This window comes from uncultured Streptomyces sp. (assembly GCF_947488945.1).
In the GTDB taxonomy this organism is placed as follows: Bacteria; Actinomycetota; Actinomycetes; order Streptomycetales; family Streptomycetaceae; genus Streptomyces.
In genome coordinates, this window is sequence record NZ_CANLBS010000015.1 from 77,502 (window position 1) to 102,522 (window position 25,021).

Consider the following 25,021-nt stretch of genomic DNA (forward strand, 5'->3'; position numbering starts at 1 on the left):
AGGGTGCAGGCGATGCTGGTGAACGCCAGGAAGTGGTCGGCCTTGCGTTCGTAGCGGCGGTGGAGTCTTCGGCTGAGCTTGCTCCGCTTTGACGGACACCATTGGTGTGGTGGTCAGGCTGCGAGTGCGGTCTCGTACTCGGCGGGGCTGAGGTAGCCGAGGCTGCTGTGCAGTCGGTGCAAGTTGTACCAGCCTTCGATGAAGTCGAAGATCGCGGTGCGGGCTGCGGCTCGGCTTGGCCAGGCGGAGGTGCCGAGCAGTTCGCGTTTGATGGTTGAGAAGAACGACTCTGCGAGCGCGTTGTCCCAGCACTGGCCGGTGCGGCCGACCGACAGCCGGGCCCCGAACCGGGCTGCCAGGGCGGCGAATTGCTGGCTGGTGTATTGGCAGCCGCGATCCGAATGGAAGATCACGGGATGGGTGGGCGACGCTGCCGGCAGGCGGCTGTCAGCGCCTCAACAACCAGCTCGGTCCGCAGGTGATCGGCGGTTGCCCAGCCGACTACGCGCCGGGAGGCGATGTCGATGACCGTGGCCAGATAGAGCCAGCCCTCCTCCGTCGGGACATACGTGATGTCGCCGCACCAGCGGGCATCGAGCGCGGTGCGGTCGGGCTGGAAGGCGCGGACGATGAGGTCGGGACGGAAGGCAGCCCTGGGATCGGGGTCGTGGTCACGTGCCGTCGTCGGCGGTGCCGGCCTTGCAGCCCGACGGCCCGCATCAGTCGAGCGACACGACGACGGCCGCACCCGGCACCCTCGCGCATGAGCATGCACGCGTGGGGCCCCGTAGGTTCCGCGTGATCTCGCATGAACCTGGCTGATCTGCTTGGTCAGCTCGGCATCACGCACCGCGCGAGGGCCGGGCAGACCGGAGCGACGGGCATAGAAGGCGGTCCGGGAGACCTTCATCAGCTCACACGCCCGCTTGACGCTGTGACCTGCACACTTCTCCGCCTCGATGAACGGGTGCACCGTCACCGGGTCTCCTTCGCGAAGAAAGCTGTGGCCCGTTTGAGGACGTCGACATCCTCACGCAGCCGGCGGTTCTGCCGCCGCAACGCGACCAGTTCCTCGCGCTCACTGCTGGTCAGCCCGCCGTTGCGCTCGCCCGCGTCGACCTCGGCCTGCTTCACCCAGTGGCGCACCCCGGTCTCGGTCAGTTCGAAGTCTCTAGCGACCTGCCCGACCGAGCGGTCACCTCGTCGGCACAGATCGACGATCTCGGCCTTGAACTCCGGCGTGAACGAACGACAAGGGCGGCGAGGCTTCTTCTTCCCCATGCTCTCCATGATGGACATCCTCCCGGGGCTGAACCCCAGATCTCGAATGTCCGTCAAAGCGGATCAAGCCCACTCCACTCCTGACACCCTCCGCAGGCCACCCCACCCCAGCACCCAGCCCCAGGACAAGATCCCCAGCCCGCCACACGCCCCGTACATCGAGCACGCCACCCGCTACAATGGCGGCGGCGAGCAGACCCTCACAGGTCGATCACCAACCTGTCCAAAACATGTCAAGAATCGGCTCCGTGCATTGCGCCGTTTTAGACACATTTTTGTACAGATCCCCGCCTTCGCCTTCGTAGCTCAGGGGATAGAGCACCGCTCTCCTAAAGCGGGTGTCGCAGGTTCGAATCCTGCCGGGGGCACAACAGGCATCGCCTTGACCTGGGGTTTAACCCCCAGGGAGGGTCTCACTCGGCCTCGGACGTCCCGTCCGGGGCCGTTTGCGTGCGCGCTGCGTGAGCGGACGGGGTGGCAGCCCCCGAAATTTCCCCCAACCGATCAGCACCATCCGGCACGTCGCGAGGGGCGCATGCACGCGGTATGAGACGGGCCGCAGCCTCGGTGATCGCAAGATCCGCCTCGGGGAGCAGGCTCGTGTACGTGTCCGCCGTGATGTGATCGGGGAGTGGCCGAGTATCTCCTGGATGCCCCTTCAAGGCGGCACCGGCCGCGTAGGCCCCAGCGGCCCCAGTTGAAACTGTCCTTCTACCGGCAGATCCCAGGCAAGCGCATCGCCACCACCACTGGGCAGCCCAGCTCCGCGTCTTGTGGTGCGTCTACCCGCATCCAGCGGATACCTCGTCGGGGGCCGTTCGCGTACGCGGTGCGTTAGCCTCGATCTTTCGTGACGGTCCGCCGATGGTGTCGGCAGACCGTTTCGCGCTCTGTGCCCGATGGCGGACAGGCCGACGGCTCGTCTGTCGCGTCGGGGTGCGCCGGGTTCCACAGCTCCGGCTTGGTATTGCTGTTCGCGGGGGTGGGGAGGTGCCCGTCAGGCGGGGTTCGGGAGAACGTGGAGCCGGTCCAGGGCATTCGTGATCACGTCGGTCCAGGGCCAGTGCTCCGAGAGGCGGAGATAGCGGCGGCGGCCGGTGGTCACCAGCTGCGCGGCGATGGAGAACAACCGAGGCAGGCGGCGGGGCTCCCAGAGCCGGGCCCTGCCCGTCAGAGCGAGCAGGGGCATCCAGGCAAGCAGGTCGAGCGCGAGCTGGACGATCTCCAGCCAGATCTGGTTCTGTGCGGTCTCGTGGAGGGGGAGGTTGCGCAGACCGGTGGCGCGGGCGGCGCGGATACGGTCCTCGGCCCGTGCCCGCTGGCGGTGGCGCAGTTCCAGTTCGGCGATCGGCGCGTGGGGGGGTGTTGGTGGCGAAGCAGGTCAAGCGCATTCCGTCGGCGACGGTGAAGCGCAAGTGGGCTCCGGGGTGCGGCCGTTCCTTCCGCACGATCAGCCGCAGCCCCTTCGGCCAGCCGGTCAGGCAGTCGCCGGCGAGTTCGGCGATCCAGGCGCCGTCGCGGACGTCGCCGTCGGGTTCGACGGCTGGTGTCCAGGCCGAGGCCGGCACCTTGAGAACGCCCTGGTGGATGGCGTCGGTGATGGTCATGCCGACCGAGTACGACAGCCACCGCCCGCGCCGGGCGAGCCAGGCGACGAACTCGTGGGTGCCGCCGCCGGAGTCGGTACGGATCAGCGTCTGTCGTCCCCGCCGCAACCGTTTCGGCAGCTGCGCCAGGGCCAGCGTCGTGGCTTCGATGTGGTCGGCGGCGGTGTTGGAGCCCGCGTTTCCGGGCCGCAGCAGACCCACGACCGGCTCGCGGGACCCGCCACGGCCATGGTCGACGAACCCCATCAGGGGGTGGTGCCCGAACATCTTCTTCCAGGTCGCGGCAGCGTCCTGCTTCTCGGAGTGCGCCAGAACGAGGACCCCGTCGATGTCCACGATCACCTGCCCGCCCGCGTCCGGCGCCGCGTCACCGGCCAACTTCCGTATATGTGCGCATACTTCGGCCCGGGCCATGCGAAGCGCGGCCAGGGCCTGCTTCCTCCTGCGGCCAGTCGGCCGATCAGGCGGGAGACCGTCGGATCGGAGACCACCGGCCCGAACACGGACGGCTCCGCCCGCAGCATTCCCACATCGGCGAGGCAGTCCCCGTCCAGGGCGACCGCGAGAGCGACGTCCAGGAGAACCTTCCCCGGGTCGTGGACGGTCCGGTGCTTACGCCACGGGGCGAGCGCGGCTGACATCGCCTGGTCAAGGCCGGTCTTGTGGATCGTCTCCACCAGCAGCACGGCCCCTGCCTGGGAGACCATCCCGCGGCCGCCGGCCTCGCACGGACATGCGGGTACGACCCGATACGCTTCTTCACCTGGGAAGTGCTTGTTTCCTCGCAGCCAACAGGACCCTCAGCAAGTCCTATCGTTGCAGGTCAGGAGCACTTCCCGTCTATTTGATCAAGCCTCGGACAAGCCGCTACGTGAAAGCGCGAGGTTAGTCGCCTCAATCACGCGGCAGGTCCTGCCGACTCGGCGGCCTGTCCTCTGCCCGCAGGCTCTGCTGAATTTCACGCCAGGCATGGATGACCTCTGCCGTCTTCGCCAAGACATCGCGGGCCTGCGACAGCAGCAGGCTCAAGGCACCCGACAGGGCCAGGATCAACAGGGCAAGGCTGTCCCAGTTCATCGGGCTCCGCCCTTCCGGACAGCCGAGCCACTAGCCCGATCGGTTCGGCGGGGCAGCACTCTGTCGAGCCAGTCTCGATTGGCGTTGAGGTCTTCCAGCCTCTGCCGAACATCGTCGCCGTAGGCAGTGTCCCCCCACCTGAAGCGGATCTGCATCACCCCTCGCACGTCGGGGCTCTGGTGCTCCAGATAGAACGTGCACTGATAGCCCCGCGCCGTCCCCTGCAGACTGCAGTCGCAGTAGCAGCGTCCGATCCTCAGTGGCAGCCCCCAGACATCGTCCATAAGGCGGTCGAGAAACGCGTCATGTTTGAGGGGTGCGTCGCGATGCGTATCCAGCTCGAAGATCCACTCCTCCCCGGTGATCCAAGCTCGAGTCGAGTAAGCAGTGCTGAAGTTCTGGAAGATCGCGATGCGGCGAAGGAGTCCTGAGCCGAGCCACGCCAGATCCCGACCCGTTTGCATGAGTGAGGCGAACTGACGCTCGTCCTCCAGCTCGTAGGGCGACGGCCCGGTCACACCCCACAAGGGCACGAAGCCATCCTCTTCCAGGTCGCGCCTTCGTTGTGCGAGCAAGAGATGCCAGCGGGTACCCGGGGCTCCCCTCAGGACCAACCGACTTTCGGTGCCAGCCAATTCGAGATGAAGATCTGCGTCGCGTACTGCAACGACACGCAGCCGCATCACACCACTGACCTGGACGCCGGGTTCTGCAGACGGAAGCAGATGCGCCAGCGCATAGTCGGCCATCGGGAACTTCCGGCCAGGAAAGGACCAACTGTGACTGTCGAGGACCACCACGGATTGTCCAGGCGTCAGACGCATGCCAGCGATTCCGACCGGATGTGCCCACCACTCCCCTCCGCGGCCAAGCTCCTTCATCACCTGAGCTTCGAGGAGTGCTTGTCCGCCGTGAGCGTCCGGGAGCAATGGAGCACGGCGATGGACCCGAAGAGCTTCCGAGGCATATTGGAACGGCTCCCCGGAGTAGCAGCTTCGGGTGCGGGCAAGGCGGGTGAGGCGACCACCAGCGGCCACAGTGCGATCCGTCCTCGAGCGCTGCCGCCCCTGAACACTCGAAAACTGATCGGTACGCCCGAGTTTGGGCGCGCAAGAGCAGGTTTCAACCACAACAGGTGCAGCGCTGGCTTCTTCGTCCCTCTGTTGGCACTGCAGATGGGGCAGCGCAGTGCCGGAACAGGCCGCCTATCCGACCCGGCTAGCGATGTTGCCGTAAATCTCTGTACGTTGCAACCTGCTCAACAGGCTCGGGATGGCGATAACGACCAGTTCCTCGAAGGTGGCCCAGGGAGCCGAGCGGAGGCGGCGCACTGGCCACTGACGAGCTTGCCGAGCAGTGTCGGTGACGCGCCGCGGGGCCTCGCAACGGGGCTATGCGCTCCATGGCCTCCACGCGTCGACGCGTTCGGAGCCCCAGCGGAAAGCAGCTGTCATCGAGGTGACGACTGGGAGTCGCCCGGCCGTGCCGGGCTGCCATCCGCTCCAATGACGGGTGTTGCTACGAGCGAGTCCGCAGCGGCAAGCCTCAGCTGTTCGATGCATGGCCGAGCTCTCGGCGACTGGATTCCCGACCGGCCTAGCGTGCGTGCGCGATGCGTGAGCAGACGGGCCAGCACAGGGCGCCACAAGCCGGATGGAGCGCGACGCCGCAGGGCGTTGATCAGGCAGAACAGTGCCCTGCGGCAAGGCGTAGCACTACCCGGCACGGATTCGATCCCACTCCGGAAGTGGGTGTCGCAGGCTCGAATCCTGCCGGGGGAACTGAGAGAAGGGCACCTACGGATCTTCGTAGGCGCCCTTCGGGATCCGTGGCCGACGGCCCGCTTGTCAGAGACTCAGGCGGCGTGCGGGGTGAAGGTGACATGCGAGTCGCCTTCGTCGATGGTCAGGTTCAGCGTGCCGTCCAGGGCCTTGGCCAAGCGCCGCAGCAGCGGGAGAGTCGGTACGGTGTCGCCGCCCTCCATCCGGGAGACCTGGGGCTGAGTCATCCCGGCCCGCCCAGCCAGCTCCGCCTGGGACAGGCTGAGTTCGACCCGCCGGCTGTAGACCGCCTGTCCAAGATCGCGGGCCAGCCGCGCCTCGACGTACTCCGCAAGTCCGTCACGGCGCTCGGAGCTGCACCGCTCCAGGCCGTGCTGCCACCTCAACCCCGAAAAACCGCTGCCTCCAGTCGGTCCGGAACGGATAGGGCACACACCAGGCCGGGAAGCCTCGCGAACACGCGAGAACTACCGAGCCGCCTTTCCCCGGGGGGCGGTGCCGCTTCGGCCCCGCACTCCTCGTCCGGGGCCGTCTACAGGTCGCGGACCGGCCGCGCAGCCGGGGCTCGACGGGGCGGCGAGATCGTCCGTTCGTTCGAGACCCGGTACGACGGTGTCTCGATGACCGGGCGTGCGCGTCGCCGACGCCGAGCGGCCCCGTCGCCCGCCAACCCTCACGAGGTGAACGGCACCGCGGCTTGCGGGTCGGTGTGCCAGTTGGTGACGATGGGGGCGTCGACGAGGACGCTGCCGACCTTCAGCGAGAGGGGGTTGGGGTCCTCGTCGGTGACGGAGACGATGACGGTGCTGTACTCGGTGCCGCCGTCGTCGGGGGTGGTCTTCGGGCTCACTCCGGCGTACGCGGTGGTGGTGCCGGACAGAGTGATCTCGTCGCCCGCCACCTGCTCCGCCGGGCCGGCCTGGGTGCCGCCCGAGCCGAAGGCGATGACGGGCAGGCCGCCGGGCAGGGCGCAGGTGATGCCGGCCTTGGCCTTGACGCTGATCCGGTAGTAGCCACCGGCCTGGCTCATCTCCTTGGCCCCCCACACGAGGTCGTTGGTGCCGCAGGACTGGCCGTAGCCGGTCTTGTCCGCGGCCTCCGAGGTGTCCGAGCCGGTACCGGACCGCGAACCGCCGCCCGAGCCGGAACCGGAACCCGAGCCCGATCCCGATGCTGCGGCGGGGGCCGTGTCCTCGGAGGCGGCGGGCTTCGCGGCTCCGTCGGCCTCGGCCCCGGCGGACGTCTTCGGGGAGCCGCTCGGCGAGGGGGTGGGGGCGTCCGGGGTGGGGGTGCCCGCGTCGGAGGCGGCGGTGGAGTCCGCTCCGGTCGAGCCCTCCCCGCAGGCGGTGGCCAGGAAGCCGGCCGTGACGGCGGCGGCGACGAGGAGAGCGGTGCGCAGGCGACGGTTCAGCATGGTGAGGGTTCCTTCTACGTACGTGGACGGGTGGATACGTGGGTGCGCGGAGACGTGTACGGGTCGGGAAGGCTGGGGCGCCGCGGAGGCGGTGCCGGGCCGGCCGGTCAGGGGCGGACGACGGGGTCGGCGATCGGGGCGGGCGGGGGTGGGTCCCCGGCCGTGGTCCGGCGGTGCTCCTCCCGCAGCGCGGCCGAGCCGGGCCGCGCCGCGGCCAGCAGCGGGGCGCGCAGGCTCGGCGCCCTCAGGGCGAGCCGGGCGAGGGCGTAACCCGCCAGCCCTCCGAGCGTGTTGGCGAGGACGTCGTTGACGTCCACCGACCGGCCGTTGTTGAGGACGATGTAGGAGAGCAACTGCGCGGCTTCGAGGGTCAGGCTCACCGTGGCTGTGATCAGGGCCGCCCGCCCCGGTGAGGTGGCGTGCCGGAACAGCAGCGGCAGCAGGAAACCCGCGGGCACCAGCATCAGGACGTTGGGGACGAAGGTGAGGTCCGCGGTGAGCAGCGGGATGAAGTTGATCTGGCCGACCCAGGGCGCCTGGTTGGCGTACACGCCCCAGGTCACGTTCAACGGGAAGATCGTCAGGGACAGCACGGCCGAGAGGTAGACACCCGCGGCCAGTTGCAGCAGCGCGTGGTACTTGCGCCACCGGCCTCGCCACACCTGCACGACGGTGACGGCGGCGAACAGGACGAGGAGCGGGCCGAGAACGGGCGCGGAGTCCACCTGGAAGCGGATGTCCATGGGGAGGGGGTCCTTCGGTCGGGACAGGTGGTTCTGACAGCACTCAGCCTCCGTGCCGGCACCGGTGCCGCGGATCTGCCGAAGGGCCCATTCCCGGACGGCGGCCTATGACTTTCGGCGGAGTGGGCCCGGTTCCCGGCGCGGCTAAGGTGCTGACCATGCCCAGACCACTTCGTGCCGTCGCCTTCGGTGGGCCCGCCGAAGGCACCCGCGCCGCCGGAGCACGCGCTCTCGGCAGGTTCGCCGTCGGCGCCTTGGTCCTCTGCTTCCTCGGGGCGGTCCTGCTGCTCGACATCGACGCCGGCACCCTCATCCACCAGGGCACCGGGATCCTGCTGTTCCTGTCGACCTGCGCGGCGGCGGTCGCCTTCCCCGCCGTGGGGATCCGGCTGCCGCCACCGGTGCTGGCCTGGGGGGCGTGCGCGGTCTCCGTGGTCTCGCTGGCCTGCTCCACGGCGCTGGGGGTGATGGCCGGCGGCGCCTCGGGGCCGGACGACGCGTCCGACACCTACACCCTGTTCGAGCCGGTCGCCCTGACGGTGCTGCTGCACCTCACGGCACGCCGGGGGTCGCCCAAGGGGACGGCCGTCGCGTTGCCGCTGCTGCTGTCCGCCCTCGTACTGCGTCCGCTGGTGGTCGAGGTGGACGAGGGCAGCAGCATCGTGGCGCTCATCCTGACCCTGGTGGGCAGTGGCGCCCTCGCCTCCGGTCTCACCGTCCGCCTGGTGGTCGCGTCGCGCCGGCAGCACGCGGAGCAGATCCGGCTCGAACAGCGTCTGGCCTTCGCCCGCGACCTGCACGACTTCGTCGCCCACCACATCTCCGGCATCGTGGTGCAGGCCCAGGGGGCTCGTGCCGTGGCCGCGAAGAAGCCCGAAGCGGTCGGTGACGCACTGGAGTTGATCGAGTCCACCGGCGCGGAGGCGCTGGGCGCCATGCGCAAGATGGTGGGCGCGCTGCGGCAGGACGCGGCACCCGACCCCCGCACGCCGGGTGCGGACGGCGTACGCGCGCTCGTGGCGGAGTGCCGGATCCCCGGCGTACAGGTCGATCTCGTCGAGGCGGGCCCGGTGGACGCCCTTCCCGCCGACGCCGTCCGGCTGGTGGAACGCGTCGTCATGGAGGCGCTGACGAACATCCGCAAACACGCCCGGTCCTGCACCGTCGTACGGGTCAGCCTGGACGTCTCCCGCCGACGGGTGATCGCCCGGATAGCGGACGACGGCCGGCCCGGAACGTCGGACGGCGCCGGTTACGGGCTGCGCGGCCTGCGTGAGGTCACCGGTGCCGCCGGCGGCACCCTGACCGCGGGCCCCGGCACCGCCGACGAGACCGCCTCCGGTACGGATGTCGGCTCCGGCGCCGGCACCGGCTGGGTCGTCAGACTCGAACTCCCCCGCCCCCTACGACAGGCCACCAGATGACCATCCGTGTCCTTCTCGCGGACGACCAGGCGATCGTGCGCACCGGAATGGCCATGATCCTCGCGGCCGAGGACGACATCGAGGTGGTCGCCCAGGCCGCCGACGGGGTCGACGCCATCCAGCAGGCCGAGCGGCACCGTCCGGACGTCGTGCTCATGGACATCAGGATGCCGCGCCTGAACGGCATCGAGGCCCTACGGCACCTGCACCGGCCGGGTGTCGCGCACACCCCGAAGGTGGTCATGGTGACGACGTTCGACGACGACGAGTACGTCCACCAGGCCCTGCGCCACGGCGCCTGCGGCTTCCTGCTCAAGGACGCGGGGCCCCGGCTGCTGGCCGAGGCGGTACGCTCCGCCGCTTCCGGCGAGGCGCTGATCAGCCCGTCGATCACGGTCCGGCTGCTCCATCAGTTCGCCCGTCCCGCCGTCGCCGCGCCCCGCCCCTCACCGCTGTCGCAGCGCGAGACCGAGGTGGCGGCCCTCGTCTCGCGCGGTCACACCAACACCGAGATCGGGGCCGCCCTACACATCGGCACGGGGACAGTGAAGACCCATCTGACCAATATTCAGGCGAAGTTGGGGGTACGGAACCGGGTCGAGATAGCCGCCTGGACCTGGGAGTCCGGCCTCGCCCGCTGACCCGCCCGGGGGACCGGGGGCCCGAGCCCCACAGCCCCGCAGACCCGCAGACCCACAGCCCCGTAACCCCGTAGCCCCACAGACCCGCAGACCCGCAGACCCACGGCCCCGTAACCCCACAGTCCCGCAGACCCGCAGACGCAGCGCGGCGACCCGCGGCCGGCGGAACCCGGACGGGCTCCGGAGCCCCGGGCCCCGGTGCCCCCGGGCCCCGAAGCCCGTCACAGCCGAACCCCGGGGCGCGTGTCAGCCGGTGCGGGCCCGTGCCGGCCGGTGACAGGAGGTGACAGCCCGCGTCAGCCCCGCTCCCGCAGCCGCCCCCGCAACTCCCGGTTCTCCGCCTCCAGTTCGGCGATCCGGTCGGCGACCTTTTCCAGCGAGTCCGCGAGTTCCGCCTGCGAGAAGCGCGGGGTGATGTGCTTGGCGCAGTTCCACGCCAGCCCTTCGACCCGGACGAGCATCAGCCGTTCCCGAAGGCCGTCGGTGGCTAGCCTGCCGATCTCCTCCGCGATCCGTTGCGGGAGCCCGGTGTAGTCCTCGGCGTTCCTGGTCTCCGCGCGGCCGAGCACCTTCAGCCGTGCCTGGTGGGCGTAGTCCATGAAGAAGAGCGAGACCCGGTCGTCCCCCCGGAGGTTGCCGGCGGTGATGTACTGCCGGTTGCCCCGTACCTCGGCGAACGCCAGCGTTCCCTCGTCCACGACGTGCACGAAGCCGGCCGGACCGCCCCGGTGCTGGATGTACGGCCAACCGTCCTCGCCCACCGTCCCCAGGTAGAAGCCGTCCCGCGCCCCGATGAACTCCGCCTCGCGGGGACCGAGCCGGTCGGGTTGGGCCGGCCCGTCCCGCAGCCGGTCCATGGCGCGGGCGCTTCCCCTCTCCTCCTGCACGCGCCGGACGTTCCCGGTGAAGGCCACTTGTGCGTACCGGCTCATGCGGGTGCCCGTCCCGCCGCTGCCGCCAGCCGGTCCGCGGCCAGGCCCGCGAGGAGGCGGGCGCCGTCGCCGAGGACCTCATTGCCGAAGACGGCGTCCGGGCTGTGGTTGAAGCTCGCCTTCGCGGGGTCGCGGTCCGGTGGGCAGGCGCCGAGGAAGAGCATGGCGCCGGGCACCTGGTCCAGCACGAAGGAGAAGTCCTCCGACGGGCTGAGCGGGGTCGGGGACCAGACGAGCCGGCCCGGACCCAGCGTCCGGTCGACGACCGCCGCGGCGAAGTCCGCCTCGGCCGGGTCGACGACGGTGACCGGGTAGTCCATGACGTGGTCCACCTCCACCGTCACCCCGTGGGCCGCCGCGACCCCCTCCAGCACGCGGGTCACCCCGGACAGCACCTGCGCCTTGGCGCCCGGCCCGAAGGTCCGTACGCCGATCTTCAGCTCGGCCTCGTCGGGGACGATGTTGGCGGCCGTGCCCGCGTGGATGCTGCCGACGGAGAGCAGCACCGGGTCGAAGGGGTCGAAGCCCCGGCTCGCGTACGTCTGTAGCGCCAGGACCATCTCGCAGGCCGCCGGGACCGGGTCCCGGAGCAGATGCGGCTGGGAGTCGTGGCCGCCCCGGCCCCGTACGGTCACCCGCAGCGCGTCGCCGCCGGCCAGCAGCGGGCCCTTGCGGGTGAGGACCACGCCGGCCGGGAGCATCGAGGACGCCACGTGCAGGGCGTAGGCGGCGACGGGGCGGCGGCCGGGGCCCGCCGCGTCCAGGACCCCTTCCTCGATCATCAGCCGTGCGCCGTGGTGTCCCTCCTCCCCCGGCTGGAACATGAGGATCACGTCACCGGCCAGCTCGTCCCGTTGCCCGGCGAGCTGCCGGGCGGCGCCGACCAACATGGCGGTGTGCAGGTCGTGCCCGCAGGCGTGCATCCGGCCCTCGTACGCGGAGGCGTACGGGACGCCGGTCGTCTCCGTCAGGGGCAGCGCGTCCATGTCGGCGCGCAGCAGCACCACGGGCGGGGGGCCGTCCGCCGTGCCGCCGCCACGGCCGCGGAGCACGGCCGTGACGGACGACAGGGCGCTGCCCGTCGTGATCTCCAAAGGCAGTCCGTCGAGCGCGGCCAGCACCTTCGCCCTGGTCCGCGGCAGGTCGAGACCGACTTCCGGCTCGCGGTGGAGGTCCTCGCGCAGGCGTACGAGGTCCTCCACCGGGCCGTACGCGGGCAGCGGGGCGGTCACTTGGTCGCCGTGATGATGCCGTGCGGGGTGATGGCGTCGGTGCAGCGGGTGCGCAGCACCGAGTCGAACCCGACCTCCTTCAGGGACTCCTCGTACTTCTCCCAGGCGTAGAGCATCCCGCCCTCGCCGGCGACCGCCGCGAAGAAGGGGCTGGCGAGGGCGGCCATCAGGGGGCCGTCGTAACCGTCCTCGGACATGGAGTTGAGGATCATGACCCGGCCACCGTCCGGCAGCACCGCGTGCGCGTGGCCCAGCAGCACCCGGATGCGGTCCTGCGGCCAGATCTGGAGCTGGTGCACGAACATCACCGTGTCGTACCCCTCGGGGTAGGCGTCCTCGAAGATGTCCCCCTCGACGACCTTGACGCGGTCGCTGAGACCGGCCTCCTCGACCCGCTTGCGGGCCAGTTCGACCACCTTCGGGATCTCCAGCACGGTGACCTCGACCTCGGGGTTCGCCTTGGCCACCGCGATGGCCATGGTGGCGTCGCCGCCGCCGACGTCGAGGATGCGGCGGGAGGTGCTGAAGTCCCCGTAGTTGATGAGGTGCTTGGAGGCGACCGCCGACCAGGTGCCCATGAAGTGGTAGAAGACCTGGAGGAGTTCGGGGTCCTCGCTCAGCCGGTGGTAGACGGTGGCGCCGTCTCCGGGGTAGCGGCGCAGGCCGACGTTGGAGTTGTCCCGCAGCGACTCGGTGAAGTCGACCAGGCCGGGGTAGGTCACGTACGCCTCGAACCCGACGACCGCCTTGACCAGCTCCCAGTGGCCGCCGGTGAACAGGTCGGAGACGGACTGGGTGTTGAAGTAGCCCTCGTCCCTGCGCTCCACCAGCTTCAGCGAGCTGACGCCCAGCACCAGGATGTCCAGGGCCCGCTCCTGGAGGCCGAGCTCTTCGAGGAGCTGCTGCCGGCCTGCTCCGGGGCTGCGCTCCAGCAGGTCGAAGAGGCCGAGTTCGACCCCGGCACGCATGAACTGGAAGGCGTTGTGTCCGAGCAGCACCGTGGTCAGGGCGTCGGGGATGACGCTCTCGTGCGGGGTGAACGGCTTCTGTACCTCGGTCATGATGTGTCTCCCTGGTCTGAGGGGGTGTCGATCGGTTCGTCGGGGCCGGGCGACCGCAGCGACCGCATGCCGGAGGCGGCGGGGGAACAGGGGCGGTACGGAACATCGGGTACGGCGACCGCGACCGCGCCGACCACGCCGGGCGGTACATCGGTCAGGTCGGTCAGATCGTGGGGTCCGGGGCTGCCGGGCACGCGGATCCGGTACGGCCGGCCGGGGGCCGAGGGGCCGCACGGCACGTCCGAGAGGTCCAGGCCCGCCATCGCGGGCAGGCCGTCGCCGGTCGCCTTGACCAGCGCCTCCTTGCGGACCCAGGTGCGCAGCAGGGCGTCCGCGGGGGCGGGGGACCCGCGGATCCGCCCGGCCTCGCCGGGGGTCAGGAAGCGGCGCAGTGCGCGGATGTCGCGGCCGGGCACGCCCCGGCGCGGCAGCCGTTCGACGTCGATGCCGACGGGGTGGTCCGCGGCCGCGGCGGCCACCACCCCGCCGGCGTACGAGAGGCTGATCTCCGGCGCCGGTCCCCCGCCGCGCACGGCGACGCGGGGGCGGCCGTGCGGGCCGTCGCAGTCCGGGCAGCGCTGGTGGAGGACGACGTCGAGCGGCGAGCCCCCCGTCCGGCGGGCGGTGCAGAGGCGGGCCAGGAAGTGCGCCGCGACGAAGTCCGCGCGGGCGGCTTCGGTACGGGCGTCCGCGAGGCGGAGCGTCTCGGCCGGGGTGAGGGCGAACGCCTGGGCGCCGGGCAGCGCCAGTACGGTCCGGGTGTCCGCGACCGCGACGGTCGGGGCGCCGGCCCCGGCCACCGGGCGCGGGGCAGGGACCCGTACGCCCAACACCGCGTCCGGGCGCTCTCCTGCGCCCTCGTGCGGCTCCGCCGCCCTGTCGCGCACCGCGGTCACTTCTTGCGCTGGCTGAAGACGACGCCGCCGAGGGAGAGCGCGCCGCCGACGATCGCCAGCCACGGCGGGGTCTCGGCGAGGATCAGCCAGGCGAGGGTGACGGCGATCGGCGGCGAGAGGTAGGTGAGCGCGCCCATCTTCCCGGCGGTGGAGCGGGCCAGCGCGTAGCCCCAGGTGGTGAAGGCGACCGAGGTCGGGAAGACGCCGAGGTAGATCGTCCAGGCGATCGACTCGCCGCTCGCGTGCGAGAGGTTGTCGATGAGCTGCGGGAGGAACGGCAGGCACAGCACCGCTCCCACCACGCAGGCGAGCCAGGTGACCACGAGGGCCGAGCTGTTGGCGAGCAGCGGCTTTTCCGTGACGACGCCGCCCGCGTACGCGACGGCGGCCAGCAGGGCGAGCAGACTGCCGGTCCCGGCGTCCAGTCCCTTGCTGGAGGTGGCCAGGCCGATCAGCAGGACCCCGGCCAGCGCCACGCTGCCGCCGACGACCAGCGAGCGGGGGAAGCCCTCCTTCAGCAGCAGCCCGGCCAGTACGGCGATGAGCACCGGGCCGAGACTGATGATCATCGAGGTGGTGCCGGCGTCGATGCGCTGCTCGGCGGCGTTGAGCGCGACGTTGTAGACGCCGAACCAGAGGAACCCGCAGAGGATCAGGCGCGGTGCGTCCGAGCGGGGCGGCAGCGGCACCCGGCGGATCAGGACCACGGCGCCCAGGAGTACGGCTCCGATGAACAGCCGGGCGAGGGTGAGGGCGCCCGGGTCGATGTCGTCGCCGGCCGCCCGGATGCCGATGAACGCGGAAGCCCACAGGACGACCGTGACCACCCCCGCCGCCACCGCCAGCGGGGGCGTGCCCGCGGCGGGCGCGGGGTTCTCCGGCGGCGGGGTGGTCCCCTGATTGGCTTGCGCAGAGGTCACAGCTGTTCACTTCCTTCTCGGGCTGGCTCGTTACCGGTGGAGGGTTCGTGGGATTCCTGCGGGGGTGTGTCCCGGCCCGGCGGTCCGGGGCGCCGGTCCGGGTCCAGGGCCGCGGCCAGCCGCCTCGCCACCTCGGTGACGTACGGCGGGCGCAGCAGGGTGAAGTGGTCGCCGGGGAGGATGGCCTCCTCGCGGATGCCGCCGCGCGTCAAAGAAGCCCAGTCGGTGCGGGGTTCGCGCAGCCGGTCGCGGGCCCACCACACGGTGAGCGGGGCGTCGACGGCGGTGGGCCGGTGGCTGAGGACCACCTGCTCGTGGTGTTCGGCCAGTTCCGCCTGGTGCAGCAGGGCCTCGGTGGGGGCGGCCGGCCGGCCGCGCTCCTCGGCGCGGGCGACCAGCAGCTTCAGCCGTTCCTGCAACGGGAGTCCGCGCAGCCGCTCGCGGAGTCCGGCGGCCTCCTGCGGGGTCACGGCGAGGTCGGGGAGGGTGTCGGCGAGGGCGACGGCGGGAGCCAGCAGCGGGTCGGGTTCGCCCGCGCCGGGGACGGACGAGTCGAGCAGCGCGACCAGGGCGACCTGCTCGCCCGCCGCCTCCAGCAGCGCCGCCACCTCGACGGCGAGGGCGCCGCCCATCGACCAGCCGGCCAGGTGGTAGGGGCCGGTGGGCCGGTGGCCGCGGACCAGTTCGGCGTACTGGGCGGCCATCGCGGCGAAGCTCTCCGCCTCGGGTTCGCCGGACAGGGCGCGGGACCGGATGCCGAGCACCTCCCGGCCCCCCGGCAGCAGGTTGACCAGTTCCCGGTAGGCCATGACGTCGCCGCCCGCGGGGTGGAACAGGAACAGCGGCGCGGGGGTGACCGGCGCCCGTAGCGGCAGGACTTGGGCGTGCGCGGATCCGGCGGACAGCAGCGCGGCGAACCGGGCCACGGTCGGCGCCTCGAAGAGGGAGGTGAGCGGCAGCCGCACCCCGAAGCGGCGGCCGACGGCGGCGACGAGGCGGGCCGCGAGCAGCGAGTGGCCGCCGAGTTCGAAGAAGTCCTCGTCGGTGCCGATCGCGTCCGGGTCGCGTCCGAGCAGTTCCCCCCACAGCTCCGCCACGGCACGCTGGACCGGCGTCCGCGCGGACGCGTCGGCCGAGGGACCGGCGGCGGCCGGGTGCGGGGCGGGTTCGGGGAGGGCGGAGCGGTCGAGTTTGCCGTTGACGGTGACGGGGAGCGCGTCGAGCGGCACGTAGGCGGCCGGCACCATGTGGTCGGGCACCGAGCGGGCCAGGAAGGTCCGCAGCTCGTCCCGGCCGGGTGCCGCTCCGGCTCCGGCGGCCGGCACCACGTAGGCCACCAGGCGGTCCTGCCAGGTGCGGACCGCGGCGGCGCGGACGGCGGGGTGGGCGGCCAGGCGGGTCTCGATCTCGCCGAGTTCGATCCGGAACCCGCGCAGTTTGACCTGCCCGTCGGCGCGGCCGAGGAACTCGAGCGCGCCGTCGGGACGTTGGCGTACGAGGTCACCGGTGCGGTAGAGCCGTCCGCCCGGCCGGCGGGGGTCTGGGACGAACCGTTCGGCGGTGAGCTCCTCCCGGTTGCGGTAGCCGGTGGCGAGCTGCACCCCGCCGATGTGGAGTTCGCCGACGATGCCGAGGGGCACCGGGACCAACCGGTCGTCCAGCACGTCGAGGGTGGTGTTGGCGACCGGGCGGCCGATGGGCACCGGCCCGTCGGCGTCCTCGGGCGCGCACCGCCACGCCGACACGTCCACGGCCGCCTCGGTGGGGCCGTAGAGGTTGTGCAGCTCGACCTCCGGGTGCGGGTACCGCTGGAAGAACGCGCGCACCAGATCCGGGGGCAGCGCCTCCCCGCTGGCGAAGACGCGGCGCAGGCTCCCGCCGCCGGCGGTCGCCGGGTCGTCGAGGTGGACGCGCAGCATGGACGGCACGAAGTGGACGGTCGTCACCGCCTCGCGGCGGATCAGCCCGGCCAGGTAAGCCGGGTCGCGGTGCCCTTCGGGCCGGGCCACCACGAGCCGGGCGCCGGTCGTCAGCGGCCAGAAGAACTCCCACACGGACACGTCGAAGGTGAACGGGGTCTTCTGCAGCACCCCGTCGGCGGGGCCGAGTCCGTACGTCTCCTGCATCCACAGCAGCCGGTTGCAGATGGCCCGGTGCGTGATCTCGACGCACTTGGGGACGCCGGTGGAGCCGGAGGTGTAGATGAGGTAGGCGGGCCGGTCGGGATCGGCAAGGACCGCCGGGTCCGCCGGGTCCCCGGGCCGGCCGGGTGCGTCCGCGCCCGCCGGTCCGGCCTCGTCCACCCGCAGGACGGGGACGCCGTCGGGGAGGCCGCCGTGCGGCAGCGGACGGGCGGTGAGGACGAGGGCCGCTCCGGCGTCGGACAGCATGAACGCCATCCGCTCGGCCGGGGTCGCCGGGTCCACGGGGAGGTACGCGCCGCCCGCCTTGAGGACCGCGAGCAGGGCGACGACCAGGTGCGCGGACCGGTCCAGGTGGACCGCCACCGCGGTGCCGGGCTCGAACCGCCCGCCGCCGGTCAGCCGCACGGCCTGCCGGATGCGCCGGGCCAGCCGGTCGGCGGCCGCGTCCAGCGCGGCGTACGTGAGGGTGCTGCCCTCGAAGACCACCGCCGGGGCGTCGGGGGTGCGCCGCGCCTGCTCCTCCGCCCGTGCGTGCAGCGGGACGGAGAGGTCGTAGGGGCGCGCGGTGTCGTTGTAGCCGTCGAGCACGGCCAGCTCCGCGTCCGACAGCATCGCCGGGGCGGACACCGGCGCCTCGGGAGAGGTGGTCAGGGCGTCCAGCAGGGCGAGGTAGTGGCCGGTGGCGCGCTCGCGTTCGGCCTCGTCGAAGCAGGCGGTGCGGAAGTCGAAGTCCAGCACGAACCGGGGTTCCGCGCCGGCCTCCGGGCGCGACTCGCGCACCTGGAGGGTGAGCCGGTCCGGGGAGTGGCCGGTGTCGACGAGGTCGAATCCGGCCGGGGACCCGAACCCCTCGAAGACGGCGTTCTGGTAGTTGAGGTAGACGTCGTAGAGACGGGTGCCGCCGCGGTGCCGGGGGACGTGGTCCTGGTGGCGGGCCGCGTCGAGGAAGGCGCGCTGGACCTCGCGGGCGAGCGTGCGCAGCGTGGTGTCCCCGTCGATCCGCACCTGGAGCGGCAGCACGTTCATGAAGAGGCCGATGGTGGTGCGGAATTCGGCGGGACGGCTGGCGAACGGCGTCCCGATGCGAAGGAGTTCGCCGCCGCCGACCCGGTGGAGGTAGGCGAAGAGCGCCGCGCCGAAGACGGTGGCGGGCGAGGCGTACCCCTCCGCGCGGGCGAACCCGGTGATCCGGGCACTGCGTGCGGGGCCGAGGTCGAGGCTGATCCGGGCGGTCCGGGTCTGCCCGGCGAGGTCCTCCTCGCGGCCGTGGAAGGCGAGCCGCTCGACGGGCCGGGCCGCGAGCGCCTCCCAGTGGCGCTGGGCCCGCCTGCGGCGCTCGCTGCCGCGGGCCGCCCGCTCGTGGTCGGCGTACGCCTGGAACGGCGGCAGCGGTTCGGCCTCGCCGAGCCGCCCCTCCCGGTCCAGGTCGTAGTAGTCGGACAGGGTGCGCAGGATCAGGGCCATGGACCAGGCGTCGCAGACCAGGTGGTCGACGTCGAGGTACCAGGCCCAGGCGTCCGGGCCGAGCCGGAGCAGGGCGGAGTCGAACACCGCGCGGGAGGGGTCGAGGCCGGTCGCCGTGCGCCGGCGGGCCCAGGCCAGGGCCGCCGTCCGCGGGTCGGCCGCGCCGGACAGGTCCACCAGGTCCACCGGGGCGGGCACGGTCTCGCTCACCCGCCGCACCGGGACGCCCTCCACCTCGTGGAAGGTGGAGCGCAGGGCGTCGCTGTGGTCCACCAGCTTCTGGAACGCCCGCTGGAAGCGCGGGTGGTCGAGCGCCCCGGTGAGGGTGAAGAGAGCGGTGACGTTCTCGTAGTAGAGCCGCACGTCGCCGGAGGTCTTCTTGCCGAAGTACAGGGCGAGTTGGCTGTCGGTGAGGTTGGTGTCCGGAGCCGGCGGGGCAGCACCGTCCGACGGGCTGACGGTGGTGGCGGCCTGGGCGGGGGCGGGCTCGCGCGTGGGCGGTGCGAGCAGGGCCCGGGGGGAGCGGACGGCCCGGCGGACGGTCTCCCGGAACTCCTCGGCCCACCCGGCGACGGTGCCCGCGTCGAAGAGGTCGGTGCGGTATTCGAGGCAGCCGAGCAGTTCGCCGTCCTGCTCGCGCAGGTGGAGGGCGAGTTCGAGGGGCGAGACGCCGAGGTCGAAGGCGTCCGGGGCGACCGGGGCGAGGGTGATCCCGCCCGCCCGCAGGACGCCGGCGACGGCGGGCTGGAGGGAGAAGGCCGTCTGCCGCAGCACCGGACGGCCGGGCGGCCTCGGCGGGTTGACCTCCCTGACGATGTCCCCGAAGGGCAGGTCGTGGGCCAGCGCCCCGGAGAGCACCTCGCCCGCGTGCCGGGCCGCGGCGGCGTGCGTCCGGTCCGGCCGCAGCCGCACCCGCAGCGGAAGCGTGTTGACGTGGAAGCCGATGAGCCGCTCCTCGGCGGCGCCCCGGCGCTGGTCCACGGGCGCGCCGATCACCAGGTCCGGCCCGCCGGTGACGCGGTACAGGGTCTCGGCGTACGCGGCGAGCAGGAAGGCGAAGACGGTGGAGCGGTCCCGGCCGGCCGCCGCGCGCACCTCGTCCAGCAGTGCGGCCGGGAGGCGGAGGCCGTGCCGGGCACCCCGTACCGTCTCCCGGACCGGGCGCGGCCGGTCGGCGGGCAGGTCGAGGACCGGCAGGTCGCCGTCGAGCGCGGCGCGCCAGTACGCCACCGAGCGGGCGTGCTCCGCGTCGCCCGGCCGACGCTCCGTGGCCGGGGTGGCCGCAGGGGGCGGCAGCGGGGACGGGCGGCCCTCGGCGAACGCCCCGTACAGCGCCGCCAGTTCCTCCGCGAAGACGGTGACCGACCAGCCGTCGCAGACCAGGTGGTGGGCGACGACGGTCAGTACGTGGTGGTCGTCGGCGTAGCGGTAGAGGGTGAACCGGACGAGCGGCGGGCGCTCCAGGTCGAAGGGGCGGGTGCCGTGTTCCCGGTGCAGCGCGTGCGCCCGCGCTTCCCGGTCCTGAGGCGGCAGTGCGCCGAGGTCGACGGTCCGCGGCAGGACGGCGGCGGGCTCCAGGACGTGCGGCACCGGCTGCCCGTCGTGCTCGCGGAACCCCGTGCGCAGGGCGGGGTGCCGTGCGCTGATCTCGGTCAGCGCCGCGCCCAGCGCCCCGGTGTCGAGCGGTCCGGCCAGCCGGAACGCGGCCGACAGGTGGTGGGCCGGGCTCGCGGGGTCGAGCCGCTGCAGCAGCCACAGCCGCCGCTGCGCGTCGGAGGCGACGGGACCGGCGGGACCCGCGGCTTCCGCGGAACCGGCGCCTTCCGCGTCGGGGCCGGTGGCGACCTGGGCGGCGGCCCCGGCGTCGGACCCGGTACCCCCCTGCCGCAGCCGGGCCATCAGCCGGGCCCGTTCCGCTGCGGGCAGCGCCGCCAGCCGACCCAGGAGATCGCTCACGAAGTGGCCTCCGCGACCCGTACGAGGAGGTCGTCGAGGTCCGAGTGGGTCTCCAGCAGGGCCGCGATCCACCGTTCCAGGCCGAAGGCGACGCAGCCCGTGTAGGCGGGACCTCCGTCGGCCAGCGAGATGTCGCAGCGCTCGCCGAAGAAGTTGCGGTGGAAGTTGAGCGAGCCGATGGCCAGGGTGGAGCCGTGCACGAACTCCTCCTTCACCGGGAAGAGCTGGGCCAGCAGCGCCCGTCCGCCGTCCTTCTCGAAGAAGGGGTCCGAGGCCGCCTCGACCGTCAGCCCCAGCCCGAGCCGGGACGCGAACTCGACCACCTTCGGGCGGAACGCGGCGAGGTGGTCCAGCACCGCCTCCCGGGGGCCGAGGCAGACGATCTCCCGCATGGTGAAGCCGCGCAGCCGGCGCAGCCCGTCGTAGTGGTCCTCGTTGCGGAAGCACTTGGCGACCGTGGTCACGAACGTGGGCCCCGTGAGGCTGCCGGAACGGTGGTGCAGATAGACGTTGTAGCAGGCCGCGGAGACCAGCCCGTACTCGCTCGGTCCGAGCCGGTCCGCGGCGATCGCCGAGCCGTCCACCGGGCCGGAGCCGTCCGCGCCGCCCTCGGCGGGCAGCCTCAAGGGGGCCGTCATGAGCGCCAGTTGCGGGAAGTTGGCGAAGTAGTCGATGGAGGCCAGGTCGGCGGCGGGGATCACGGTCGGGAAGAGCATCGGGGCGGCGCCGGTCTCGGCCGCCCACCGCCGGAACTGCCCGTCCAGCAGCTCCATGAGGTGGACCAGCTCCGGCCCCAGGGTGACGAGTCCGCCGCGCGCGGTGTAAAGGTCACTCATGGCCCACCCCACCGGTGACGCCGGCCAGCACCTTGTCGCGGATGCCGCGCAGGGTCCGGAAGCCGGTGACGTTTTCCGCGGTCAGCTCCAGCTCCTGTCCGGCCAGGTCCTCCAGCAGGAACAGCAGTTGGGGGAAGTCGAGGGAGTCGATGAGCCGGCTGTCGATGAGGTCCTCGTCCCAGCCGATCGCGGACACCTCGGGGTTGCGTGCCAGCAACCAGGCGCGCACCCGCTCGATCGCGTCGTCCGCCATCAGACCCCCGCCCCCTCGAACGGGGAACCGCTGATGATCTCCTGGCTGGTGAGGAAGCGGGTGATGCGCTTGAAGAAGGTCTCGTGGTACGCGGTCCGCGCCGGGTCCTTCAGCAGTCCCTCGCGGAAGGCGAAGGGCTCGGGGATGCCCGCGTCGCGGTAGACCGACGGGTTGTAGAGCGACTGGACGCTCGCGGTGACGTAGCGCCGCAGATACAGGTCGAGGCGGTCGCGCAGCTCCTGGTCGCCGCGCTCGCGCAGCGGCTCGTAGAGGAGTCCGACGAGCTTGCGGCCCATGATGATGTGGCGCCACTCGTCGTCGTGGTGGACCTGGTTCACCTCCCTGATCAGGGGGTGGAGGGTGGTGTCGCGCCCCATCCGGAGGTTGAAGTGGTCGACCAGCTCCTCGAAGATCAGGATGCGGGCGAAGACCAGGAAGTGGGCGACGTCGGTGTCCTCCTCCGCCGTCGTGACGGGGAGCGACTTGTCCGGGTAGATCTTGCCGCCGTAGCGCAGGCAGAACTGGGCGAAGAACCACATGTGCCCGTTCTCCTCGCCCAGGAAGCGGTGGAAGAACTCCGAGGGCAGCTCGAACCCGGGGGTGTGGATGCGCCGGGTCACCTCGATGAGCAGTTCACGGATCCCGTGGATGTTCAGGCTGAAGAAGTTGACGCTCTCCCACTTGCTGAGCCGCATCAGCTGCTTCTCGTCCAGCTCGTGCGCGTACCGGGTACCGGCCACGCTGAGCAGGTCGGGCGTCATCCACCACTGCTGCTCGGCGAGTTCGTCGACCCAGTCGAACCGCGTGTACGGGCTGTAGTGGTGATCGGTCGCGTCGGCGACCAGGTGGTCGAGCGTCTCCACCACGTCTGACGTATCCATGGTCTCCCCTGCCGGTTCGGCGGTCGGCGTGCGTACGAGAGGTGCGGGGCGGGCGGCCGGACCGCGGTGCGGCCGGATTCGGGGCGGGGACGGGCCGGCTCAGCCGTCGTCGCTCCGGGCGAGGAGACCGGCGGCGTGCTCCTCGTCCACGGCGAGCGGCCGGCTCTCCAGGAGCGCGGCCAGCTTGGCCACGGTGGAGGCCTGGAAGAGGTCGCCGACGGTGACGCGCACCGGCAGCTCGGCCTCGATCCGCACGGCCAGCCGGGCGAGCAGCAGCGACTGCGCCCCCGAGGCGAAGAAGTCTTCGTGGACCCCGACGTCGGGCCGCCCCAGCAGTTCGGCCCAGACCGTGGCGATCAGGGATTCCAGGGGGGTGCCCGGGGGCGTGCGGTCGGGCCCTCCGGGCGTCGCCGCGGCGTCGGGCCGCAGTCCCCCGATCCGGGGCAGTTCCCCGGCGAGGTACGCCTCGCGCGTCGCGCGCCGCTGGATCTTCCCGCTGGAGGTCTTGGGGATGGTGCGGGGCGGCAGGAGCACCAGTTCGTGGAGTTCCGCCTCGCACTCCTCCCACACCGCGCGGCGGCCGTGCAGAGCGACGTCGTCGAGGTCCGCGCCGTCCGCCGTCTCCACCACCAGGACGAGCCGTTCCTCGCCGTCGACGGGCACGGTGAACGCCGCGCCGCAGCCGGGACGCACCGCGGGGTGCCCCAGCTCGGCGGCGTTCTCCACATCGTGTGGATAGAGGTTGCGGCCGCGCAGCACGATGAGGTCCTTGAGCCGCCCGGTGACGGCCAGGGCGCCGTGCTCGTCCAGCGCCCCGAGGTCGCCGGTGCGCAGGTAGGGGCCCCGGCCGTCGGGCAGGGTGGCGCCGAACAGCGCCTCGTTCTCGGTGGGGCGGCCCCAGTAGCCGGTGGCGACGCTGGGGCCCGCCACCCAGATCTCGCCGACCCGGCCCGGTGCCGCGGGGGCGAGGGTGGCGGTGTCCACGACGACGACCGACTGGCCGCCCCGCGCGGTCCCGCAGGCGATCCGCTCCACCCCCTCCACCGGGAAGCGCCGGACCTCCTCGCCCAGCGGATCACCCGTCACCAGCAGGGTCGCCTCGGCGAGGCCGTAACTGGGGCGGCAGGCGGCGGGGTCGAAGCCCGCCGGGGCGAACCGCCGCGCGAACCGCTCGACCGTCTCCACCCGCACCGGCTCGGCCCCGTTCACCGCCGCGCGCCAGGAGGACAGGTCGAGCGACGCCAGCCGCTCGTCGTCGATCTTGCGGATACACAATTCGTAACCGAAATTGGGGGCCGGGCTGATGGTGCCGCGGTGCACGGATATAGCCCGGAGCCACCGGTAAGGATTCTGAAGGAAATGCAGTGGCGCCATCAGGACGGCGGGAAATCCGCCGTGCAGCGGCGCGAGAATGGCGCCGATGAGACCCATGTCGTGATAAGGAGGGAGCCAGCTCACCATCACGTCGCGCGGTGTTCCGGCGAATGCCCGGTAAATGCTCTCCGCGTTGTGCGTGAGGTTCGCGTGGGTGAGAACCACCCCGCGCGGCAGCCGGGTGGAGCCCGACGTGTACTGGAGGAAGGCGACCTGTCCGGGCTCGGGTCCGGCGGGCTCCGCGGCGGCGGGCGCTTCGGCGGTCTCCTCCGGCGGGGCGTCCGTGGCGATCCAGGCCAGCGGCGCCCGGAGCGCGGTGCGGGCGACCGGCAGCAGGTCCTTCGTGGTCAGCGCGATGCTCGCGCCCGCATCGGCCACGATGGCGTCCAGCCGCCCGAGGCCGCGGGCGTCCTGGGGCGGATAGGCGGGGACGGCGACGATACCGGCCAGCAGGCAGCCGTAGAACGCGACGACGTAGTCCGGCCCCGGCGGGAAGAGGAGCAGCGCCCGTTCGCCGGGCCGGTGCCGGGCGGCCAGCGTGCCGGCCACCCCTGAGGCGGCGCGCAGGAGATCGCCGTACCCGATGCGCAGTTCGTCGTCCTCGCCGTCGAGGAGGAACACGTAAGCGGTGTCGTCCGGCTGCTTTTCCGCCCGGTGCCGGAGCACGTGGACGAGTGTGGGGAATTCCCGAGCCGACAACGCTGATATCTGTTCTGCAGCAGACATGCTCACCGCTCCTCAGGGACGCGATAAGACCAGGATTTCAGCCACCGGCTGGTCGCACGAGGCGCAACGCTAAAACACTCCCCACAAGGCGTCAACGGGGCTAATGCGTTCATCGATCAATGGCCGTTGAAATCCTGCCACCGTGGCGCTTTCCTCGATCGTTTCGGCAGTATTGCCGCCCGGTGTCGCCGGCACCGGGCGAGCGGCGACCGCATTCCGGATGCCCCGTCGGCGCACCCCACGCACGCCCGGCCGTCCGTCGTTTCCGCAGGCCGCGGGCCCGCCGCCGGGACCGCACGGAAGAGCGCCCGCCACCTCCGCCGAGCATCCGGGCCGACGGCCCGGCCGGGCGGGTCCGCCCCGCGGGACGGCTCCGGC

19 protein-coding genes, 1 tRNA gene and 2 pseudogenes are annotated in these 25,021 nt (G+C 72.0%); 3 read left to right on the top strand and 19 right to left on the bottom strand.

The window, feature by feature from the left end; all coding sequences use genetic code 11:
• Window positions 1-113: 113 nt before the first annotated feature.
• The 3 genes and pseudogenes from Q0994_RS22590 to Q0994_RS22600 form a co-directional block, all read right to left on the bottom strand.
• Window positions 114-413 carry an integrase core domain-containing protein gene (locus Q0994_RS22590; protein WP_299537821.1) on the bottom strand — a complete coding sequence of 100 codons (300 nt, stop codon included), beginning with the start codon at window positions 411-413 and terminating at the stop codon, window positions 114-116.
• A complete protein-coding gene (locus Q0994_RS22595) occupies window positions 410-979 on the bottom strand; it encodes a DDE-type integrase/transposase/recombinase (RefSeq protein WP_299537823.1) in 570 nt (189 codons plus the stop codon). Before Q0994_RS22595 ends, Q0994_RS22590 begins: the two co-directional genes overlap by 4 nt.
• Before the next feature lie 17 nt (window positions 980-996).
• Window positions 997-1,299 (bottom strand): annotated as a pseudogene (locus tag Q0994_RS22600) (transposase); the annotation flags it as partial.
• Between the two features lie 277 nt (window positions 1,300-1,576).
• Here Q0994_RS22600 and Q0994_RS22605 point away from each other — a divergent pair.
• Window positions 1,577-1,649 (top strand) — tRNA-Arg (locus tag Q0994_RS22605).
• Window positions 1,650-2,278: 629 nt separating this feature from the next.
• Here the strand turns inward: Q0994_RS22605 and Q0994_RS22610 are convergent.
• The 6 genes and pseudogenes from Q0994_RS22610 to Q0994_RS22635 all read right to left on the bottom strand — a co-directional run bounded on the left by Q0994_RS22610 (window position 2,279) and on the right by Q0994_RS22635 (window position 7,903).
• Window positions 2,279-3,651 (bottom strand): annotated as a pseudogene (locus tag Q0994_RS22610) (IS1380 family transposase).
• A 131-nt stretch (window positions 3,652-3,782) separates the two neighbouring features.
• Entirely contained in the window at window positions 3,783-3,965 is a 183-nt protein-coding gene (locus Q0994_RS22615; RefSeq protein ID WP_030623264.1) for a hypothetical protein, read from the bottom strand.
• A complete protein-coding gene (locus Q0994_RS22620) occupies window positions 3,962-4,714 on the bottom strand; it encodes a hypothetical protein (protein WP_299537824.1) in 753 nt (250 codons plus the stop codon). The genes Q0994_RS22615 and Q0994_RS22620 overlap by 4 nt, the downstream gene beginning before the upstream one ends.
• A gap of 1,106 nt (window positions 4,715-5,820) precedes the next feature.
• Window positions 5,821-6,132, bottom strand: a complete 312-nt coding sequence (locus Q0994_RS22625; protein WP_299537825.1) for a helix-turn-helix domain-containing protein — start codon at window positions 6,130-6,132, stop codon at window positions 5,821-5,823.
• A gap of 287 nt (window positions 6,133-6,419) precedes the next feature.
• A complete protein-coding gene (locus Q0994_RS22630; RefSeq protein WP_299537826.1) occupies window positions 6,420-7,160 on the bottom strand; it encodes a DUF4232 domain-containing protein in 741 nt (246 codons plus the stop codon).
• A gap of 107 nt (window positions 7,161-7,267) precedes the next feature.
• Window positions 7,268-7,903, bottom strand: coding sequence for a VanZ family protein (locus Q0994_RS22635; protein WP_299537828.1), 636 nt, complete (start codon window positions 7,901-7,903; stop codon window positions 7,268-7,270).
• 158 nt (window positions 7,904-8,061) lie between these two features.
• On the opposite strand from Q0994_RS22635, the gene Q0994_RS22640 reads away from it, so the two are divergent.
• A complete protein-coding gene (locus Q0994_RS22640) occupies window positions 8,062-9,327 on the top strand; it encodes a sensor histidine kinase (RefSeq protein WP_299537829.1) in 1,266 nt (421 codons plus the stop codon).
• Window positions 9,324-9,968 (top strand): response regulator transcription factor, encoded by a 645-nt coding sequence (locus Q0994_RS22645; RefSeq protein ID WP_299537830.1) that lies wholly within the window; start codon window positions 9,324-9,326, stop codon window positions 9,966-9,968. The genes Q0994_RS22640 and Q0994_RS22645 overlap by 4 nt, the downstream gene beginning before the upstream one ends.
• Window positions 9,969-10,264: 296 nt before the next feature.
• On the opposite strand, the gene Q0994_RS22650 is transcribed toward Q0994_RS22645, so the two are convergent.
• The 10 genes from Q0994_RS22650 to Q0994_RS22695 form a co-directional block, all read right to left on the bottom strand.
• Window positions 10,265-10,900, bottom strand: coding sequence for a pyridoxamine 5'-phosphate oxidase family protein (locus tag Q0994_RS22650; protein WP_299537831.1), 636 nt, complete (start codon window positions 10,898-10,900; stop codon window positions 10,265-10,267).
• The gene (locus tag Q0994_RS22655) at window positions 10,897-12,132 is read right to left on the bottom strand and encodes a M20 family metallopeptidase (protein WP_299537833.1); all 1,236 of its coding nucleotides are present in this window, start codon (window positions 12,130-12,132) and stop codon (window positions 10,897-10,899) included. Before Q0994_RS22655 ends, Q0994_RS22650 begins: the two co-directional genes overlap by 4 nt.
• The gene (locus tag Q0994_RS22660) at window positions 12,129-13,193 is read right to left on the bottom strand and encodes a methyltransferase (RefSeq protein ID WP_299537834.1); all 1,065 of its coding nucleotides are present in this window, start codon (window positions 13,191-13,193) and stop codon (window positions 12,129-12,131) included. Before Q0994_RS22660 ends, Q0994_RS22655 begins: the two co-directional genes overlap by 4 nt.
• Window positions 13,190-14,080, bottom strand: coding sequence for a 4'-phosphopantetheinyl transferase superfamily protein (locus Q0994_RS22665; protein ID WP_299537835.1), 891 nt, complete (start codon window positions 14,078-14,080; stop codon window positions 13,190-13,192). Before Q0994_RS22665 ends, Q0994_RS22660 begins: the two co-directional genes overlap by 4 nt.
• 5 nt (window positions 14,081-14,085) lie before the next feature.
• Entirely contained in the window at window positions 14,086-15,009 is a 924-nt protein-coding gene (locus Q0994_RS22670) for a DMT family transporter (protein WP_299537838.1), read from the bottom strand.
• On the bottom strand, window positions 15,006-20,573 hold the full coding sequence (locus Q0994_RS22675; RefSeq protein WP_299537839.1) for a non-ribosomal peptide synthetase: 5,568 nt from the start codon (window positions 20,571-20,573) through the stop codon (window positions 15,006-15,008). The genes Q0994_RS22670 and Q0994_RS22675 overlap by 4 nt, the downstream gene beginning before the upstream one ends.
• Window positions 20,570-21,409 (bottom strand): aminoacyl--tRNA ligase-related protein, encoded by an 840-nt coding sequence (locus Q0994_RS22680; RefSeq protein WP_299537840.1) that lies wholly within the window; start codon window positions 21,407-21,409, stop codon window positions 20,570-20,572. The genes Q0994_RS22675 and Q0994_RS22680 overlap by 4 nt, the downstream gene beginning before the upstream one ends.
• Window positions 21,402-21,662, bottom strand: a complete 261-nt coding sequence (locus Q0994_RS22685; RefSeq protein WP_299537841.1) for an acyl carrier protein — start codon at window positions 21,660-21,662, stop codon at window positions 21,402-21,404. The genes Q0994_RS22680 and Q0994_RS22685 overlap by 8 nt, the downstream gene beginning before the upstream one ends.
• Window positions 21,662-22,543: a diiron oxygenase gene (locus tag Q0994_RS22690; protein ID WP_299537842.1), complete on the bottom strand. Its 882-nt coding sequence runs from the start codon at window positions 22,541-22,543 to the stop codon at window positions 21,662-21,664. The genes Q0994_RS22685 and Q0994_RS22690 overlap by 1 nt, the downstream gene beginning before the upstream one ends.
• Before the next feature lie 99 nt (window positions 22,544-22,642).
• Window positions 22,643-24,643, bottom strand: coding sequence for an AMP-binding protein (locus tag Q0994_RS22695; protein WP_299537843.1), 2,001 nt, complete (start codon window positions 24,641-24,643; stop codon window positions 22,643-22,645).
• Window positions 24,644-25,021: the final 378 nt, after the last annotated feature.